The sequence below is a fragment of the Streptomyces sp. NRRL S-340 genome (genome assembly GCF_000720185.1).
GTDB lineage: Bacteria > Actinomycetota > Actinomycetes > Streptomycetales > Streptomycetaceae > Streptomyces.
Genome location: NZ_JOIY01000002.1, coordinates 210,191 through 228,673 on the forward strand (window position 1 = coordinate 210,191; position 18,483 = coordinate 228,673).

The following is an 18,483-nucleotide window of genomic DNA, read 5'->3' on the forward strand; positions in this document are numbered from 1 at the left end:
CTCACCGGCGCCGCCCCCGTCGGTCAGCGCGGGCTGTGCGCCCCGCGCGCGTTCACGCGCCCGTCCCCTCCAGGGCCCGGGCGAGCGCGGCACGCGAGGCGATGCCGAGTTTGGGGAAGGTCTTCGCCAGGTGGCCGCCGACGGTCCGCGGGGACAGGCCCAGCCGGGTGCCGATCTCCTTGTTGGTCAGCCCGTCCGCGGCGAGCCGGGCGATCCGCAGCTCCTGCGCGGTGAGCGAGGCCGGGCCCTCGGTCCGGGTGCGGGCGGCCCGCAGTTCCCGTTCGGTCCGCTCGGCCCAGGGCCGGGCGCCCAGCGCGCGGAAGGTGTCCAGCGCCTGTTCCAGCACCTCCCCCGCGCGCGGGCGCCTGCGGTCGCGCAGCCACGCGCCGTGCGCCAGCCGCAGCCTGGCCAGTTCGAAGGCCCACTGCTCGGCACCCGGTACGGCGTAGGCGGCCTCGTAGAGCGCGTCGGCGTCCTCGTCGGCGGCGGCGAGGGCGCGGGCGGCGGCCAGCAGGAACGCGTGGTGCGGGGAGATGTCCTCCATCCGTGCCGCGCCGCCCGCCGCCACGTGCGCCCGCGCCTCGGCCGTCCGCCCGGTGCGCAGGGCCGCCTCCACGAAGTCGAAGAACGGCAGGTGGAACCAGGGCAGGGCGGCCGGCAGCACGCCGGGCGGGGTCAGAGCGGCCAGGGCGGAGTACGCCTCCTCGTCCCGGCCGTGCGCGAGGGCGGCCAGGGCGCGCAGGTGCGTGAGGTGGTCCTCCACGAACGTCATACGCGCCCGGGCGGCCGGCGGCCGGATGGCTTCCTCCACCGCGAGCAGCCCCTCCTCGTCGCCACGGCCGGCCAGGAAACTGGCGTAGTGGTTGCGGAAGAGCAGGGCGTTGCAGTGGTACCCGAGGGCGTCGGCCGCCTCGGCCTCGCGCAGGCACACCTCGGCCCGGTCCCACTCGCCCCGCAGGTAGTCCTGGTGGACGCCGGCCTTGGCGATGCTGCCCTGGGTGGCGTAGGCGTGCTGGCCCAGGAACCGGCGCCACAGGGACGCGTCGGCCATGTCGAGGGCGGTGGCGGTCCACAGCAGCAGCCAGGCGGCTCCGGCCTGCTGCTCCTGGCTCATGGTGCGGGCCGTGGCGCGCAGTTCGGCGCCCGCGCCGTGGGCGGTGCGGGCGGGGTCGGACCAGGCCCGGCGGCACAGGTCGGCCAGCGGCGAGACCTGGTGCCGGTGGGCACGCAGCACGGCCCAGCCGCGGGGGTCGCCGGTGTAGACGGACGCCAGCAGCAGTTTGAAGTAGACCTGTTCGGCGAGGTCGTCGAAGGGGCCGGCCCCGGCTCCCGTCCGGGCCAGGGCGTCGAGCGCCTGCGGAAGCAGGGTGAACGACGACGCGAAGTCGACGTGGTGGCTCTGGTCGACGTAGACGACGGCGTAGGCGTGCAGCGGCGCGCTGTCGGCGGGTACCGGCGCGCGGCGCAGCTCCTCCACGAGCTTGGCGGCGTACGGGAGCCGCCCGCCGCGGGCCGCCATGGCCGCCGCCCAGGTCAGGCGGCGGGCGCGGGCCTGGGCGTCGGTGCTCAGGACGGCCGCGCGGTGCAGCAGCAGCGCGCCTTCGGCGTCGCCGCCGCGCAGCGCCAGGCGGCGGCCGGCCTCCTGGAGCCGTCCGGCCAGGTCGTCGTCGGGCAGCAGGGTGGCGTCGGCCTCGTGCCCCAGCCGGCGGGGGTCGTCGTAGGGCAGCGCGGCGGCGAGCGCGCGGTGCGCGGCCCGCCGTTGCGGGCCCGAGGCGCGGGCGACGACGGCACCGCGCACCAGCGGGTGCCGGAAGGTGAGCCGGCCGTCCGGCTCCAGGCGTGCCAGGCCGCTCGACTCGATCTCGTCGAGCACCTCGTCGGCCCGGTCCGGGGCGAGCCCGGCCGGCCAGGCCGGTATCGCCCACATCGCCGCCGTGCCGCCGAGAGCGGCGTGCAGCAGTACGCGGGCGGCCTCGCCGGACAAGCGGTCCAGCCGGGGTGCGAACAGCCGCTCCAGCCGCCCGCCGAGCGGGAACCGCCTCGGCAGGGGCATCACGCCGCGTGCCTGGTCGGGATGGAGGTGCACGGGCAGCTCGACCAGGGCCAGCGGGTTGCCCGCCGCTTCCCGCAGGATGCGGTCGGCCGTGGTGACCGACAGGTGCGGGTGCCGGGCCCGCAGCAGCGTGCGGGCGTCCTCGCCGCCCAGCGCGGTCAGACCGACCACCGTGCCGGGCCTGCCCTCGGCCGCCGGCCCCTCGGGGCGGCCGGCGCCGACGAAGGCCAGCGGCACCTCACCGGTCCTGCGCTGCAGGAAGGCGAAGACGGCCGCGCTGGAGGAGTCCACCCACTGCAGGTCGTCCACGAGGACCAGGACGGGGCGCATGCGCGCCTCCCCGGCGAGCAGGGCCAGTACCGCGGCGCCCACCAGGAAACCGCCCCGCGCCGGTTCCGCGCCCTCGCCGAGGGCGAAGGCCAGCGCCCGGCGCTGCGGTTCCGGCAGCGCCCGCATACGGTCCGTGAGGGGCCAGAGCAACTGGTGCAGCGCGCCGAACGTCACCCCGGCCTCGGCCTCGGAGCCCACCGCGCGCAGCACGGTGAACCCCAGGGCGCGTGCTTCGGCGTGCGCCCAGTCCAGCAGGGCCGTCTTGCCGATCCCGGCCTCGCCCTGCAGCAGGGTCCCCGTGCCCCCGCTCCCCGACCGTGCCTCGCGCAGCACCCGGCGCAGCAGCTCCTGCTCCGGACCACGGCCGGCGAGCGCGACGCGGTCCTCCCGGGGACCCGAGCCTCCGGGCGGGCCGGCGGCATCGCGCTCGCCGCGTGCTCCGCGCTCGCCGGGTGCGTCGGGCTCGCCGTGCGTGCCCTGCTCGCCGGATGCGCCGGATCCCCGCGAGGACGGCGCGGGGCCGCGTCGGGGCGCGGGGCCGGTCCCGGCGGGCTCGGGACGTACGGCGACCTGCCCGGGCGGCACGGCGACGGGCCCGGGCCGCCCTGCCGTGAAGGGGCGGGACGGTGGGGTGAGGGACTCAGGCGGCACGGTGACCGGTTCGGGCCCTACGGCGACGGGTCGGGGCGGCGTGGCGACGGACTCGGGCCGAACGGTGACGGGCTCGGACGCCCCTGGGCCGGGTTCAGGCCGCACGGTGACGGATTCAGGCCGCACGGGAAGCCCCCCGGCCGTCGCCGCCCTGGACCGTCCGCCGGGCACGCGGCCCCACGTCGGCGCGCGGCACCCGCTCGGCGCGCGGCGCCCGCTCGGGGCGCGGCACTCCCTCGGCGTACGGTGCCCGCTCGGCGTACGGAACTCCCTCGGGGTGCGGCACCAGCTCGGGGTGCGGCACCAGCTCGGCGGGGTGCGGCAGCCGTTCGGCCGCGGCTTCCCGGGCCTGGTCGCCGTCCCGGCCGTACGGGTCCTGCGGGGGCGTGCCCGAGGTCGCGAGCCGGCGCCATTCGCTGGGCGTGTGCCCGTACATCCCGCGGAAGACCCGGCTGAAGTGGGCGGGGTTCACGAAACCCCAGCGGTGCGCGACCGCGGCGACGGCGGGCGCGGCCCGCCCGCCGCGTGCCAGTTCGCGCGCGCACTCCTGCAACCGGCGCCGCTGGATGAGCCGGGCCACGGTGACCCTCTCGTCCTCGAACAGCCGGTGCAGGTACCGCACGGAGATGTGGTGGGCGGCGGCCACGGTCTCCGGCGTCAGACCGGGATCCTCCAGATGACGGTCGATGTGGTGGCGGATGCGCAGCACCAGCTCCTCGCGTCCGGTTCCGGCGCCGCCGAAGGGGCGGCGTTCGGCGGCGAGGGTGCCGAAGAGGTCCACGACGGTGGCCGCGAGCCGCGCCCCGACGGCCGGTGCGTAGGAGTGGGCCGAGCCGAGCAGCCGGGTGAGGAAGGGGCTGAGGACGGCACCGATCCCGTCGGTGGGCGCGACGGCCGTCACCGCGAGCCCGCGCAGTTCCCCGTCCGAGACGTTCAGTTCCCGGCGGGGCAGGTGGAGGATGTGGCAGGCGAACCGCGCGGGGAAGTCCAGGGTGTACGGCCGTGAGGTGTCGTGGACCAGGAGGTCCCCGGCGCCCGCGACGGCGTGCCGGCCGTCCTGGAGCAGGGTCGCCGTACCCGCGGTCAGGACGAGGACCCCCACGGTGGCCTCGTCCGCCGTCCGCTGGTGCGCCGCCGTCCGGCTGATCCGCTGGGCGTCGGACTCCAGGGTGCAAAAGCGCAGGCGGCCGAGGCGGCCGCTGGTGATCCGGCCGGTGAGGGGGCGGCTGCCGCGGGGTGTCACGGCCACGGGGAGCAGGGCCGAGCCCAGCGCGGCCCGCCAGCGGTCGAGCCGGTCCCGGCCGGGCACCGCGTCCGTCGACGGGGCAAGCTCCACCTGGTTCTCCTCCTCTTTTTTTCTCCGACAGGAGAAATCAACCAGCCCGGCAGGCCCCTGACCAGGCACTCTCCAGGCAGAAAACGCGGCACCGGACACAAGGGCACACCCCGTTCCCGCCGTGCCGGTGCGCGTCCGTGCGCGCAGGGAACAGCGCTGTGCGCGCACGGAAGGAAACGGTCGCCGCGGCACACGTATCGTGAGGACCGCGTCTCCCCGGGGAGCGATGTCCCGGCGGGCACCGGGGTGTGCGGTCGTCCGGGGCGTGTGCCGGAGTCGGTTCAGATGGGGTGCCACAGGTCGGGGTCGGCGAGCCGGGAGCGGGCCACGGCGACCCGCTCCGGGTCGGCGCCCGCGCCGAGCGCGACGCACCGCTCGAAAGCCTCGTGCGCCTCGGCGGTCCTGCCTGCGGCGAGGAGGGCGTCGCCGAGCATGACGAGGTAGCGGCTCTCCAGGGCGGTGTTGCCGTCCGCGTGACAGAGTTCGACCGATTCCCGCAGGTTCTCCACCGCTTCGTCCCAGCGCCCCAGGCGGCTGTGACTGATGCCCAGCCCGGCCAGCGCGTTGACGCGTGCGAAGGCGGCGATGTGGGGTTCGACGCGCTCGCCGGCCGCGTCCAGCCGGGCCAGGACCTGCCGGCTGGCCTTGATCGCCTCCTCGTGGCGCTCGGTCGCCCGCAGTACCGACGCACGGCCGAGCAGGGCCTGGAGCATGCCGTGCACGTCCCCGGCGGCGTCGAAGTGGGCGACGGCCCGGGCGTTGTGCCCGGCGACCTTGTCGTTCTCGCCCATGAGGCGGTGGGCCCAGCCGGCGTACTGGTGGGCCCATGCCTGCTGGGCGGGGTCACCGGCCCGCCGGGCCGCGTCCAGCGCGCGGGCGCAGTACCGGAGGCTGTCCGCGGGTCTGCCCTCGCACAGCAGGAGGGCCCAGGCGTAGTAGTTGAGCTGGGTCGCTTCGACGAGGGGGTCACCGAGCGCCTCGGCGGAGCGCACGGCGGTCCCGTAGACCTCCGGCCAGTGCCCCCAGAAGATCCACTGGTCGGAGAACCAGTGCAGGGACTCGGCCACCTCGACGACGGTGGCGTGGTCGCCGTCCTGCGCCGCCGCGCGCAGGGCCGCCAGCCAGTTCGGCGCTTCGGCCTGGAGCCACTCGCGGGCCTTGTCGGCGCTGGACAGGTCCACCGTGCCCCGCCAGGTGGGAGGCGGGGCGCCGTGGTCGGGTTCGTACCACCGGCCGGCGACGACGGCCGTCTCCAGCAGCCAGCGGAACATCGCCCGGCGGGCCCGCTCGGCGTCCTCGGGGCTCTCCTCCGCGGTGAGGCGGTCGCGGCCGTACAGGCAGAGCAGGTCGTGGAGCCGGTAGCGGTGCCCGGTGATGCCGAGGAGGCCCGCCTCGACCAGTTCCTCCAGGGTGTCCTCGGTGTCGTAGAGGTCCTGGCCGGTGAGCCGGGCGGCGCCGGCGGCGCCGACGTCCGGGCCGGGGACCAGGGACAGGCGCCGGAACAGCCGGGCGGCGGCGGGGGTGAGCTGCCGGTACGACAGGTCGAAGGCGCTCGCCACCCGTACGTCCCCCGCGGCCAGCGCGTCCAGCCGCCGCTCCTCGCGCGCCAGCCGGTCCGCGAGCCGGCGTACGCTCCAACCGGTGCGTGTCGCCAGCCAGTTGCCCGCCACCCGAAGGGCCAGCGGCAGGTGTTCGCAGAGCCGGGCGACCTCTGCCAGGGCGTCCGGTTCGGCGCTCGCCCGCTCGGCGCCGACGAGCGCGGTCAGGAAGGCGGCCGACTCGGCGGGCTCGAGCGTCCCGAGCGGCAGCCGGACCACGTCGTCCAGACCGGTGAGCATGCGGCGGCTGGTCACCAGGACCAGTGTCCCGCCGGAGCCCGGCAGCAGGGGGCGTACCTGCGCCTCGTCGCGGGCGTTGTCGAGGACGAGCAGGCAGCGGCGGTCGGCGAGGACCTGCCGGTAGACGGCGGGGTGGGCCTGGGGGCCGGCCTTGGCCAGGTCCCGGTCGGGCACCCCGAGCGCCTTGAGCACCTGGAGCATCAGCTCGGAGGGGGCGGGCGGGGTGTCGTCGGTCCCCCGCAGGTCCACCATGAGCTGACCGTCTGGGAACCGGTCGGCCAGCCGGCGGGCGGCGCGCAGGGCGAGGGTCGTCTTGCCCGTGCCGGGCGCCCCGTGGACGGCGACGACGACGGACCGGGTGTGCGCGGCCCCGGCTCCCCGGCCGGCGTCGCGGTCCGCGGCGCCCTGGTCCTCGGCCGGTCCGGCGAGTGCCTCCAGGCGTGCCAGTTCGCCGGCGCGGCCGACGAAGTCGTCGATGCCGCGCGGGAAGGAACGGACACCGACGGGGCTGTACCCGGGAGCACGTCCGTTACGGGCTGCGGCCAGCAGCCGTTCCCGCTCGATGTCGTGGAGGCCGAGTCCGTCCGCGAGCGCGGCCACCGTCCGCCGTTGCGGCGCGGCCCGCCGTCCGCGTTCCAGGTCCCCGATGCCGCGCACACTGACGCCGGAGGCCTCCGCCAGCGCTTCGATGGTCAGCGACTTGGTCTGACGCATCTTTCGCAGCAGGGTCCCGAACGCCGCCTCTTGTGCGGACACGTCCGCCCCTTTCACCTTGGATATTGAAGATTGTAATAGGTCGGTGGATCTGCTGGTCACAGGGCCGATGAAGGGGTGCGCTGCGCGGTCCGGGCGGTTCACATCCTCCGGCCGCGGGCCGGCCCGCCGGTGTACCGGCGCCGCGGCCGGGAGGGCGCACACCGCGCCCCCCGTCACGAGGAAGGCGCCCCTGGCCGAGAGCGGGGCGGGGCCTCCCCGTACGCCGGCGGTGCGTGCGCTGGGGGGTGCGGCGGCCCTCCTCGATGCGTCCGCCCGGCCCCTGGTCCCCCGCCTGGCACAACTCCTCACCGCCCCCGAGAAGGCTCCCGCCGCGGTCCTCGCCCTGCTCGCCGTCACCGGCGCCGTCGGCCTCGGCCGGCTCGCCGAGGCCGCCCTCCGCGCCGCCGAGACCGGAGAGGACGCCGCCGGCGCCTGGGAGGCCGTGCAGGCCCTCGGCGCCGCCGCCCTGAGCGCCCGGCAGCGACCGCGCCTCACCAGGATCGGCGAGGAGGGACCGGCGCCTCGTCCGCTCAGGACCCTCGGCCGGCCTCATCCGCGAGGCCGAACGGCTGCCCGCCGTCGTGACCGCCCCGGGATCCCGGGGCCGGGGCGGGCGGACTGACCCCCGGACACCGCCCCGGCGGCACCCGTCACGGACGGTCGTCGTTCATCGCGGAGGGATGCGGAACTCGAATTCGGGACGGTCCCAGGGCACGGCGGGCGGGTTCGCGAGCGCGGTCCCGGTCCGCACGGCGCCGACGCGGTGGTAGAAGTCCGCGGCGGGCAGGTGGGACACGACCTTGACCCGGTCGATCCCGGCGGCACGGGCCTCGCCCTGCATGTGCGCGACGAGCAGTCGCCCGATTCCCCGTCCTTGCGCGTCGTCGGCGACGAAGAGCAGATCGAGTTCCGGCGGAGCGAGGACGAGCGAGTAGAACCCGAGGACCCGGCCTCCGGGCCCGTCGGCGCCGACCGCTGCGAAGGCCCGGTGGGCCTCGATGTAGTCGGGGCCCACCCGGTAGCCCGCGACTGCCGCCGCGTACTCACCCCGGTAGGCACCCGAGCCGCGCACGATGCGCGTGAGCCGTCTGGCGTCCCCCGCGACGGCCCTGCGTATAGTGACCGGCGGGCTGACCGGGGACGTGCGTGAGCTCATCGGGAGAGTAAACCAGACCGGCGCCGGTGTCCGGCGTGCCGCCGGGCCGGCCAGGGCGCCCCTCGCCGGGCACCGCGCGGACGAAGGCGACCGGGGCCGCCGTACCCGGACGGTCCCGGAGCCGGGGGCCGGCGGACGCGGCACCCCCCGTTGCCGGGGAGCGTGGTCCGCGAAGGAGGCGGCACCCCGGAAAAGAGACCACGCGGACAGCGGATCACACAGGCGATGGATCACCCCGCCCCCCTCTGCGGGTACCGTCAGGGTATGAGTCATCCCCACCCCGACCTCAAAGCCGCCCCGCCCCTTCCCGACGGAGGGCTGAGGGTCATCGCCCTGGGCGGCCTCGGTGAGATCGGCCGCAACATGACCGTCTTCGAGTACGCGGGCAAGCTGCTCATCGTGGACTGCGGCGTGCTGTTCCCCGAGGAGACCCAGCCCGGTGTGGACGTCATCCTGCCGGACTTCACCTCCATCCGGGACCGGCTGGACGATGTCGTCGCCGTGGTGCTCACCCACGGTCACGAGGACCACATCGGCGGCGTGCCCTACCTGCTGCGGGAGCGGTCCGACATCCCGGTCGTCGGCTCCAAGCTGACCCTGGCGTTCCTGGAGGCCAAGCTCAAGGAACACGGCATCCGACCGCGCCCGGTGCGGGTGCGGGAGGGCGACCGGCGCGGCTTCGGGCCCTTCGACTGCGAGTTCGTGGCGGTCAACCACTCCATCCCCGACAGCCTCGCGGTCGCGATCCGGACCGGCGCCGGGACGGTGCTGCACACCGGCGACTTCAAGATGGACCAGTTCCCTCTGGACGACCGCATCACCGACCTGCGCGCCTTCGCCCGCCTCGGCGAGGAGGGCGTGGACCTGTTCCTGACCGACTCCACCAACGCCGAAGTGCCCGGCTTCACCACGTCCGAGCGTGAGCTGAACCCGGCGATCGAGCAGGTGATGCGCACCGCGCCGCGCCGGGTCATCGTGTCCAGCTTCGCCAGCCACGTCCACCGCATCCAGCAGGTCCTGGACGCCGCCCACCAGCACGGCCGCAAGGTCGCCTTCGTCGGCCGGTCGATGGTCCGCAACATGGGCATCGCCCGTGAACTGGGCTACCTGAAGGTCCCCTCCGGTCTGGTGGTGAGCACCAAGGAGCTGGAGAAGCTCCCGGACCACAAGGTCACCCTGGTGTGCACCGGCTCCCAGGGCGAACCGATGGCCGCGCTGTCCCGGATGGCCAACCGCGACCACATGATCCGCATCGGCAAGGGCGACACCGTCCTGCTCGCCAGCTCCCTCATCCCCGGCAACGAGAACGCCATCTACCGGGTGATCAACGGACTCACCCGGTGGGGCGCCCACGTGGTCCACAAGGGCAACGCCAAGGTGCACGTCTCCGGGCACGCCAGCGCCGGCGAACTCGTCTACTGCTACAACATCGTCAAGCCGCGCAACGTCATGCCCGTGCACGGCGAATGGCGCCACCTGCGGGCCAACGGCGACCTCGCCATCCGTACCGGCGTCGACCCGGACCGGGTCGTGATCGCCGAGGACGGCGTCGTCGTCGACCTCGTCGACGGACGCGCGTCCATCACCGGCAAGGTCCCGGCCGGCAACGTCTACGTGGACGGCATGGAGGTCGGCGGCGCCACCGAGGCCTCCCTCAAGGACCGCCTCACCCTCGCCGCCGAGGGCGTGGTCACGGTGGTGGCGATCGTCGACGCGGACACCGGTGCCCTCGCCGAGGCCCCCGACTTCCTGGCCCGCGGTTTCGTCCACGACGAGGCCACCTTCGAGCCGGTCGTCCCGGTCATCGAGAAGACCCTGGCCACCGCGGCCGAGGAGGGCGTCGGGGACGCCCGACAGCTCGAACAGCTCATCGCCCGCGCCGTGGCGAACTGGGCGTTCCGCACCTACCGCCGCAAGCCCCTCATCATCCCCGTCATCATCGACGCCTGAGACACGGCCCCGGGAGCGGCCGGGGCGGCGCGTCAGCCGCCGCCCCTCGCCGCCCCCGGGCCGGCTGGGTTCCAGGACGGCCCGGACGACGAGGGCCACCAGGACGACGACGGCGCCCGCCCTCCGGAGCGTCCGGGAACCGGTGCGCTCAGGCGGGCCCGGTGCCCGTGCGCGCGGGTGACGGCGTTCCGCGGCCCCCGTCCGGTGCCGGGTCGGCCGGTCCCGGCAGCACACCGGGGCCCGCTCCCGGGGCCGGGCTTTCGAGGGCCGGCCCGGCGCTCTCGCCGAGGAAGCCGCCCGACTGGTGCTGCCAGAGTCCGGCGTAGGCCCCGTCCGCCGCCAGCAGTTGCTCGTGGGTGCCCTGCTCGACGACGTCGCCCCGGTCGAGGACGACGAGACGGTCCATGCCGGCGACGGTGCTCAGACGGTGGGCGACCACGAGGGCCGTACGCCCGTCCATCAGCCGCCACAGGGCGTCCTGGACGAGGAGTTCGCTCTCCGAGTCCAGCGCGCTGGTCGCCTCGTCGAGCAGCAGGACCGGGGCGTCTCGCAGGATGGCCCGGGCGAGGGCGACACGCTGGCGCTGGCCGCCCGAGAGTTTCACCCCCCGCTCCCCCACCATGGTGGCGAAGCCGTCGGGGAGCCCGCAGGCGAACTCCGTGACGTGCGCGGCCTCGGCCGCCGCGTGGATCTCCTCGTCGGTGGCGCCGGGCCGGGCGAAGGCGATGTTGTCCCGCAGGCTGCGGTGGAACAGGGCGGGTTCCTGCGGGACGTAGGCGATCAGTGAGCGCAGGTCGCTCTGGCGCAGCCGGCTGATGTCCTGACCGCCGATCAGGATGCGTCCGCCGTCGATGTCGGACATCCGCAGCAGGAGCCGGGTGAGCGTGGTCTTGCCGCCGCCGGACCTGCCGACCAGACCGATCCGTGCGCCTGCGGGCACCTCCAGGGTCAGTCCCCGGAAGATCGGCTCGGCACCCGCGTGGGCGAAGGTGACCGCCTCGAAGCGGATGCCGGTGTCCCGCCGCGCGAGCGGTTCGGGTTCCGTCGGGTCGAGCACGGTGGGCGGGTCCAGCAGCAGCTCGGTGAACTGCGCGGCCTCGGTCATCGAGCTTTCCAGGCGCCGGTAGATCTGGTTGAACTCGAACATGATCTGGGTCGCGTTGGAGTAGTAGGTGAACGCGACGACGACCTCCTCCACTCCCTGGCCCGGACCGCCTAAGGCGACCGCGACCAGCAGTCCCAGCACGTTGGTCAGCACGGACATGGGGGCGATCAGGACGTCCACGCGCAGATTGCCGTAGTCCCACGACCTCAGCGTCAGCCGCCGGGACTCCGCGACCCGGGCGCGGTGTTCCGCGGCCTCCCGCCGCTCGGCCGCGAACGCCCGGACGGTCTCCATGTTCATGAGGCTGTCGGCGACGTGGCCGGAGACCCGGGCGATCGCCGCCTCGCGCTCGTCGACGAGCCTTTGCCGGCGACGGATCAGGGGTGCCGCGGCCACCACGGTCAGCGCGATCATCACCAGGAGACCGACGACGAGCATCGGTTCGTAGCTCCACAGCACCACGGCACCGAACACCAGGGGGACGAGGCTGCCCACGACCCGGTACGTCACCGTGTCGACGAAGTCCTCGAAGCGTCTGCCGAAGCTCAGCACCCGCTTGGTCAGGGAGCCGGCGAAGTTGTCGTGGAAGAACGCCGCGTCCTGGGCGAGGAGTTCGTCCATGCCCCTGACGTACAGGTGTTCCGAGCCGAGGGCGTCCACCCGGTTCAGGCAGTGCTGGCCGACCCGCCACACCGCCTCGGCGAGCAGCAGCGTCACACCGAAGCCCAGCACGTACGGCAGCGCCGAGGCGAGCGTGAGACCGCTGTGGCCGGCGGCCTGTCCTGCCAGTTTGGCGATCAGCAGGGGGGCGACGTAACGGATGCCGATGTTGCCCGCGGCCGGCAGCAGCAGCGCGGGCAGGGCCGGCCGGTGCAGTCGCAGCAGTTCCCGGCCGTAGTACCGCGCCGCCAGCAGGACGGCACTCCTGCCCGGAGCCGGTCCTCGCTCTTCTGTGTTCCCCATCACACTCCCGGAGGTTCGGAAGTCGGCAGTGTCCCGCCGGGGAAGACCCTCAGTCCAGGCATTTACCGCGGATGGGCGACAACCGGACACCGGCGGACTCGGGGGACGCGGCGCCGTATCCCGGGCCGGTTTCCGCGGAGGGCGCCTGACGGGCCGACGGTGCCGCTGCCGCCGCCGAGGGCGGTGGTCGCACCGGGCCCGCGCCTCCACCTGCCTCACCCACGGTCCCCGTCCCCGCGGGGCAGTCCGGCCCCGACCCGTGCCGCCGTCTCGCGCAGCCAGATGTGGGCCGCGTCATGGGTGTGGACCGGGTGCCACCACAGGGCTTCGCGCAGCGGCACGGCCTCGTAGGGCGGCTCCACCACCCGGACGGCGGCGACGGGCGCCAGCACGCGTGCCAGCCGCGCCTGGATCAGGCCGATGCGCCGGGTGCCGGCGATCATCAGGGGCAGGAGCTGGAAGTTGTCGACGGAGACCTCGACGCGCGGCTCGATGCCGAGCATGCCCAACTGCCGTACGGCGGGGGCGTCGTAGGTGCGCTGGTAGGTCACCCACGGCAGCCGGGCCAGGTCACGCCGGGTGAGCCGGTCCCCGGCACCGGGGTGGTCCCGCGACACGAGGACCACCCAGCGGTCGTCGTAGAGGTCGGTGGCGGGGAAACCGCTGATCACGCCGTGCGGCATGAGCAGGCCGTCCGTGGCGCTCAGCAGGGTCGCCGTGCCGTCCACGACGGTCGGCGGGGTCTGGGTGAAGCGGAGCCGGATGCCGGGAGCCTCCTCGTGCACCACCCGGGCGAGTTCGGTACCGAAGACGGCGACGGCGTAGTCGGAGGCCACCAGCCTGAACTCGCGGCTCTCCCGGGCCGGGTCGAAGTCGGCCTGGCTGGAGAAGAGGCGTTCCAGCACGTCGTAGGCGGTGGAGGTGCGGTCCAGGAGGACCTGTCCGAGTGCGGTCAGCTCGTAGTGGCCGCCGACGCGGGCGAGCAGGTCGTCGTCGAAGTGGCGGCGCAGGCGGGCGAGGGCCGCGCTCATGGCGGGCTGGCTGAGACCGACGCGCTGCCCGGCCCGGGTGACGTTGCGCTCTTCCAGCAGGGCGCGCAGGGCGACGACGAGGTTGAGATCGAGGCGGGCCAGGTTCACGGATCGGTCCCTTGCGGTGGAGCGATGAGCGGGGACGATTGATGCCATGGATGCCAGCCATCCACAGAATCTATTTCCCTGATCGCCGGTGGGGGTCCAGATTAGTCCCACCGCAATCAGGAGGACACGTCCGTGAAACCCGAACCCTCGTCCGCGCTCTTCGCCGGGCCGTTCGCCCTCGCCACCCTCTCGGCCCCGGACGGGCCCGAGTTCCCCGCCCTCGTCACCCCCGACGGCCAGGCCCTCGATCTGCGGGACGCCTTCGGCGACGAACGGCTGACCGCCCTGGACGTCCTGGACCGCTGGGAGACGGCCCTGCCGCGGCTGCGCGCACTCGCGGCCGGCACCGGACTCGCTCGCACGGCCGTCGCGGACCTGCGCGTGCACGCGCCTGTGACGCCCCGGCAGGTGTTCCAGTCGGGCGCGAACTACCGGCAGCACGTGGTCGATCTGCACGTCGCCCACCGTGCGCCCGGTGACGAGCGGCCGGAGGACGAGCGGCGCGCGGAGGCGGCGGCGCTCATGGACCGGCGGGCGGCGGAGGACCTGCCGTACGTCTTCATCGGCCTGCCGAGCGCGATCACCGGTCCGTACGACGACGTCGTCCTGCCGGCCTGGGCCGAACAGCCCGACTGGGAACTGGAGCTGGCGGCCGTCATCGGCAGACCGGCCCACCGTGTGCCGGTGGAGGAAGCGCCGGAGTACATCGCCGGCTACACCATCGCCAACGACCTGACCGACCGGGCCACCGTCTTCCGCCGGGACATGCCGCAGATCGGCACCGACTGGCTGCGCAGCAAGAACGCGCCCGGGTTCACCCCGCTCGGCCCCTGGATCGTCCCGTCCGAGTCGGTCGCGGACCCCGACGACCTCCGCGTCCGGCTCAAGCTCAACGGCGAGACCATGCAGGACGAGTCCACCAAGGACATGATCTTCAAGGTGGCGCGCATGGTGGCGTACGCCTCGCGGACCGCCCGTCTGCTCCCCGGCGATCTGGTGCTCACCGGCAGCCCGGCCGGCAACGGCATGCACTGGGGCCGGCTGCTGCGCGACGGCGATGTCATGGAGGGCACGGTCAGCGGACTCGGAATCCAGCGCACCCGTTGTGTCGCGGAGGGCGCCGCGTGAACCGCCACGACCCCGAGGGCGCGATCGCCGAGGCCGCCAAGGCGTGCTCCAACTGGGGCCGCTGGGGCGAGGACGACCGGCTCGGCACCCTCAACTTCCTGAGCGCGGACAAGCGCCGCGCGGGCGCGGCCCTGGTGCGGCGGGGCGTCAGCTTCTCGCTGTCCCAGGCGTTCGACATGAACGGCCCGCAGAAGGGCTGGCGGCGGCGCACCAACCCGGTGCACACGATGCTGGACACCGGCACCGACGCCGCCCTCGGCGTCCAGGGCTTCCCGCACGGCCTCGGCGGCGCGGACGACGTGATCGCGATGCCGCTGCAGTGCTCGACCCAGTGGGACGGGCTCGGCCACATCTTCGACCACGGCAAGGCGTGGAACGGGCGGGACGCCGAGAGGGTCGTCACCTCCGACGGCGACCTCGTCACCGGCATCGAGCACATGGCGCCGTACGTCGCGGGCCGGGGTGTGCTGCTGGACGTGGGCCGCGTGGCCGGCGACGACGGGGAGCTGCCGGACGGTTTCGCGATCACCGAGGAGCATCTGACGGCGACGGCCGAGGCGCACGCGGTGGCCGTCGGCCGGGGTGACATCGTGCTGGTGCGCACCGGGCAGCTGGCCCGTGCACGCCGCGAGGGCTGGGGGGACTACGCCGGCGGCCCGGCGCCCGGTCTGTCGTTCACCACGGCCGGCTGGCTGCACTCGACCGAGATCGCCGCGATCGCCACGGACACCTGGGGCTTCGAGGTCCGCCCGAACGAGTTCGAGCACGCCTTCCAGCCGCTGCACCAGGTCGCCATCCCGAACATCGGGCTGCTGATCGGCGAGATGTGGGACCTGGAGGCGCTCGCCGAGGACTGTGTCCGCGACGGCACGTACGAGTTCTGGCTGACCGCCGCGCCCCTCCGCATCACCGGCGCGGTCGGCTCCCCCGTCAACCCGATCGCCGTCAAGTAACGCACGGAACAGAGGAGTTCCCACATGAGCACAGCCCGCACGGTCCTGGTGATCGGTGGTGGCGCCGCAGGCAACGCCGCGACGGTCCTGCTGCGCCGCGCCGGCCTCACGGTGGACCTGATCGAGGCGAAGGACGACTGGAACGCCACCGCCGGCTCCGGCATCACCCTCCAGGGCAACGCCCTGCGTGTCCTGCGCGAACTCGGCGTCTGGGAACAGGTGAAGGCGTCCGGCTTCGGTTTCGGCTCCGTCGGCATCACCGCCCCCGACGGCACCGTCCTGCACGTCGCGCGGGACCTGCGCACCGGCGGCGACGATCTGCCCGCCACCGTCGGCATGCAGCGCCCGAGGCTCCAGCAGATCCTGATCGACGCCGTACGGGGCAGCGGCGCCACCGTGCGGCTCGGCACGACCGCCGAGATCCTCGGCCAGGACGCGGACGGGGTCTCCATACGGTTCTCCGACGGCAGCGAGGGCCGGTACGACCTGGTCATCGCCGCCGACGGCCTCGGGTCCTCGACCCGGGCGGCGATCGGCATCGGCGACAAGCCGGAGCCGACCGGCATGGCCATCTGGCGTGCCTCCGCCCCGCGTCCGACCGGCGTGGTCCGCACCGACCTCGCCTACGGCGGCCCGGCCTACATCGCCGGGTACTGCCCCACCAGCGACACCACCCTGTACGCCTACGTCGTCGAGGCCAACCGCGACCGTGCGTCCATCCCGCCGAAGACGTACGCCGAGGAGATGCGCCGCCTCGCCGGCGCCTACGGGGGCCACTGGCCGGAGATCACCGAGCACATCACCGACCCGGCGAAGGTCAACTACACCTGGTTCGACCGGCTGCTGGTCGAGGGGTCCTGGCACCGCGGCCGGGTCGTGCTGATCGGCGACGCCGCGCACTGCTGCCCGCCCACACTGGCACAGGGCGCGGCCCTGTCCCTGGAGGACGCACTTGTCCTCGCCCGCCTGCTGACCGCCTCGGACACCTGGGACGACGCCCTCTTCCGGGCGTACTACGAGCGGCGCGTGGCCCGCGTCCGTCCGGTCGTGGAGGCGTCCGTGCAGATCGGGCAGTGGCAGTTGGACGGCGTCCGGGACGCGGACGTGCCCGGCCTGATGGGCCGCATGATGACGATGCTGCGGGAACTGCCGTGAGCACGGCCCCCACCGTGGACGTCCACGCCCATGTGCTGCTGCCCGAGGTGGAGGCCCTGGTGTCCGGTCTGCCGGGGCTGGCGCAGGCGAAGGCACTGGACGCCCGGCGCAACGGTCCCGCGGCCCTGGCCGTCAGCGGGCCCATGGTGCGCGAACGCCTTCCCCGACTGACCGACCCCGCCGTGCGGCTGGCCGCGATGGACGCCCAGGGCGTGGACGTGCAACTGGTCAGCCCCTCCCCCTCGCACTACCACTACTGGGCAGGCGAGGGGACGGCGGAGAAGGTGTACCGGCTCGCCAACGAGGCGACCGCCGCGCACTGTTCGGCCGCACCCGGCCGGCTGCGGGGCCTCGGCCTGGTGCCGTTGCAGCATCCTGATCACACGGTGCGCGCCCTCGATCACGCGCTGGGCCAGGGCCTGCTGGGCGTCGAGATCTCCAGCCACGCACCGGGGCGAGAACTCTCCGACCCGGCCTACGAGCCCTTCTGGACCCGGGCCGAGGAGACCGGGGCGATCGTCTTCCTGCACCCCTTCGGCTGCACGCTCGACGAACGGCTGGACCGCTGGTACCTGTCCAACACCGTCGGCCAGCCGGTGGAGAACGCCGTCGCCCTCTCCCACCTGATCTTCTCCGGCGTCCTGGACCGGCACCCGGACCTGACCCTGATCGCCGCGCACGGGGGCGGCTACCTGCCCACCCACATCGGCCGCTGCGACCACGCCTGGTCCGTCCGGCCCGACGCGGGCGCCGGCTGCGCGCACCCGCCCGGCAGCTATCTGGAGCGGCTGTACTTCGACTCCCTCGTCCACGACCCGCACGCGCTGCGGGAGCTGGTACGGGCAGCGGGCGCGGGCCGGGTGCTGCTCGGCTCCGACTTCCCCTTCGACATGGGCACCGAGGACCCCGTCGGCGCGCTGCGCGCCGCCGGTCTGCCCGACGCCGACTTCCACGCCGTACGCGGCGGCAACGCCTCCGCCCTCCTCTGCAAGGAATGACCCCATGCGTCTTCTCACCCATCTGCGGCACGTCGATCTCGCCGTGCCCGATTACGACAAGCAGCTCGACTTCTACGCGGGCGTCTGGGGCCTGACCAAGGTCGCCGAGGACTCCGGGATCTCCTTCCTGGCCGCCGAAGGCTCCCCGGAGCAGTACGTCGTCCGGCTGCGCAAGGCCGAGGAGAAGCGCCTCGACCTGGTCTCCTACGGCGCCGCGTCCGCCGCCGACGTGGACACCCTCGCCGAGCGGCTCCTCGCCGGAGGCGTCCGGTTGATCTCACAGCCGGGCAAGGTGGGCACCCCCGGCGGCGGCTACGGCTTCCGCTTCTTCGATGTCGACGGCCGCACCATCGAGGTCTCCGCGGACGTCGGGGTGCGGCGGCACCGCAAGATCGAGGAGAGGGAGTCGATCCCGGTCAAGCTGAGCCATGTGGTGCTCAACTCCCCCGATCTGGGCCGGACCCGGCAGTGGTACGAGCGGCACCTCGGCTTCCGCCTCTCCGACACCCTCAGCTCCCCGCACATGGGCGAGGTCATGCACTTCATGCGGATCTCCAGCCAGCACCACTCGATGGCGCTGGCCAAGGGTCCGCACACCTCGCTGCACCATGTCTCCTTCGAGATGCGCGGCATCGACGAGTACATGCGCGGCTCCGGCCGCGTGACCCGCGCCGGGTTCAGGAAGATCTGGGGCCCCGGCCGGCACATGGCGGGCGACAACACCTTCACCTACTTCCTCGACCCGCACGGCAACACCGTCGAGTACACCACCGAGCTGGAGTGCCTGGACGAGGACACCTGGCACCCGCACGTCTACGACTTCTCCCGGCCCGAGGTCACCGACCAGTGGGGCACCGCCAACCCCATGAACGAACTCGTCGCCAAGGAGTCGTTCAACGATCCCGACCGCGGAGTCTTCGTCCCCCCGCCGGTCTGATCCCACCCCCCTCCACCCCCCTCCACTCCCGGGGG

13 protein-coding genes are annotated in these 18,483 nt (G+C 74.0%); 7 read left to right on the forward strand and 6 right to left on the reverse strand.

Features of this window, described 5'->3' with window-relative positions; all coding sequences use genetic code 11:
• Positions 1–52 precede the first annotated feature (52 nt).
• The 3 genes from IG64_RS02210 to IG64_RS02220 all read right to left on the reverse strand — a co-directional run bounded on the left by IG64_RS02210 (position 53) and on the right by IG64_RS02220 (position 6,964).
• On the reverse strand, positions 53–3,034 hold the full coding sequence (locus IG64_RS02210; protein ID WP_234438351.1) for a helix-turn-helix transcriptional regulator: 2,982 nt from the start codon (positions 3,032–3,034) through the stop codon (positions 53–55).
• Positions 3,035–3,149: 115 nt separating this feature from the next.
• Positions 3,150–4,370, reverse strand: a complete 1,221-nt coding sequence (locus tag IG64_RS02215; protein ID WP_063758748.1) for a helix-turn-helix domain-containing protein — start codon at positions 4,368–4,370, stop codon at positions 3,150–3,152.
• 281 nt (positions 4,371–4,651) lie between these two features.
• Entirely contained in the window at positions 4,652–6,964 is a 2,313-nt protein-coding gene (locus IG64_RS02220; protein ID WP_037851259.1) for an ATP-binding protein, read from the reverse strand.
• A 229-nt stretch (positions 6,965–7,193) separates the two neighbouring features.
• On the opposite strand from IG64_RS02220, the gene IG64_RS42780 reads away from it, so the two are divergent.
• Positions 7,194–7,586 carry a hypothetical protein gene (locus tag IG64_RS42780; protein ID WP_037851261.1) on the forward strand — a complete coding sequence of 131 codons (393 nt, stop codon included), beginning with the start codon at positions 7,194–7,196 and terminating at the stop codon, positions 7,584–7,586.
• A 45-nt stretch (positions 7,587–7,631) separates the two neighbouring features.
• Here the strand turns inward: IG64_RS42780 and IG64_RS02230 are convergent, their stop codons facing one another.
• Positions 7,632–8,120: a GNAT family N-acetyltransferase gene (locus IG64_RS02230; RefSeq protein ID WP_078883724.1), complete on the reverse strand. Its 489-nt coding sequence runs from the start codon at positions 8,118–8,120 to the stop codon at positions 7,632–7,634.
• A 264-nt stretch (positions 8,121–8,384) separates the two neighbouring features.
• Between IG64_RS02230 and IG64_RS02235 the strand changes: the two genes are divergently transcribed.
• A complete protein-coding gene (locus tag IG64_RS02235) occupies positions 8,385–10,070 on the forward strand; it encodes a ribonuclease J (protein WP_037851264.1) in 1,686 nt (561 codons plus the stop codon).
• 148 nt (positions 10,071–10,218) lie between these two features.
• On the opposite strand, the gene IG64_RS02240 is transcribed toward IG64_RS02235, so the two are convergent.
• Positions 10,219–12,138: an ABC transporter ATP-binding protein gene (locus IG64_RS02240; protein ID WP_037851266.1), complete on the reverse strand. Its 1,920-nt coding sequence runs from the start codon at positions 12,136–12,138 to the stop codon at positions 10,219–10,221.
• Between the two features lie 215 nt (positions 12,139–12,353).
• Positions 12,354–13,277, reverse strand: coding sequence for a LysR family transcriptional regulator (locus IG64_RS02245; RefSeq protein WP_037851267.1), 924 nt, complete (start codon positions 13,275–13,277; stop codon positions 12,354–12,356).
• A 132-nt stretch (positions 13,278–13,409) separates the two neighbouring features.
• On the opposite strand from IG64_RS02245, the gene IG64_RS02250 reads away from it, so the two are divergent.
• From IG64_RS02250 to IG64_RS02270, 5 genes are read left to right on the forward strand one after another with little or no spacing between them, the layout of a single operon-like run.
• Positions 13,410–14,405, forward strand: a complete 996-nt coding sequence (locus IG64_RS02250) for a fumarylacetoacetate hydrolase family protein (RefSeq protein WP_037851269.1) — start codon at positions 13,410–13,412, stop codon at positions 14,403–14,405.
• Positions 14,402–15,358, forward strand: a complete 957-nt coding sequence (locus tag IG64_RS02255) for a cyclase family protein (RefSeq protein WP_037851270.1) — start codon at positions 14,402–14,404, stop codon at positions 15,356–15,358. The genes IG64_RS02250 and IG64_RS02255 overlap by 4 nt, the downstream gene beginning before the upstream one ends.
• Before the next feature lie 24 nt (positions 15,359–15,382).
• Positions 15,383–16,513, forward strand: a complete 1,131-nt coding sequence (locus tag IG64_RS02260) for an FAD-dependent oxidoreductase (RefSeq protein WP_037851271.1) — start codon at positions 15,383–15,385, stop codon at positions 16,511–16,513.
• A complete protein-coding gene (locus IG64_RS02265) occupies positions 16,510–17,511 on the forward strand; it encodes an amidohydrolase family protein (protein WP_037851272.1) in 1,002 nt (333 codons plus the stop codon). Before IG64_RS02260 ends, IG64_RS02265 begins: the two co-directional genes overlap by 4 nt.
• A gap of 4 nt (positions 17,512–17,515) precedes the next feature.
• A complete protein-coding gene (locus tag IG64_RS02270; protein ID WP_037851274.1) occupies positions 17,516–18,448 on the forward strand; it encodes a VOC family protein in 933 nt (310 codons plus the stop codon).
• The last annotated feature ends 35 nt before the right edge of the window (positions 18,449–18,483 follow it).

Bases quoted from the DNA above. Each gene is read 5' to 3' on its own strand.
- IG64_RS02230 (WP_078883724.1), bottom strand. From the start codon at position 8,120: ATGAGCTCACGCACGTCCCCGGTCAGCCCGCCGGTCACTATACGCAGG.
- IG64_RS02235 (WP_037851264.1), top strand. From the start codon at position 8,385: ATGAGTCATCCCCACCCCGACCTCAAAGCCGCCCCGCCCCTTCCCGAC.
- IG64_RS02240 (WP_037851266.1), bottom strand. From the start codon at position 12,138: ATGGGGAACACAGAAGAGCGAGGACCGGCTCCGGGCAGGAGTGCCGTC.
- IG64_RS02260 (WP_037851271.1), top strand. From the start codon at position 15,383: ATGAGCACAGCCCGCACGGTCCTGGTGATCGGTGGTGGCGCCGCAGGC.
- IG64_RS02270 (WP_037851274.1), top strand. From the start codon at position 17,516: ATGCGTCTTCTCACCCATCTGCGGCACGTCGATCTCGCCGTGCCCGAT.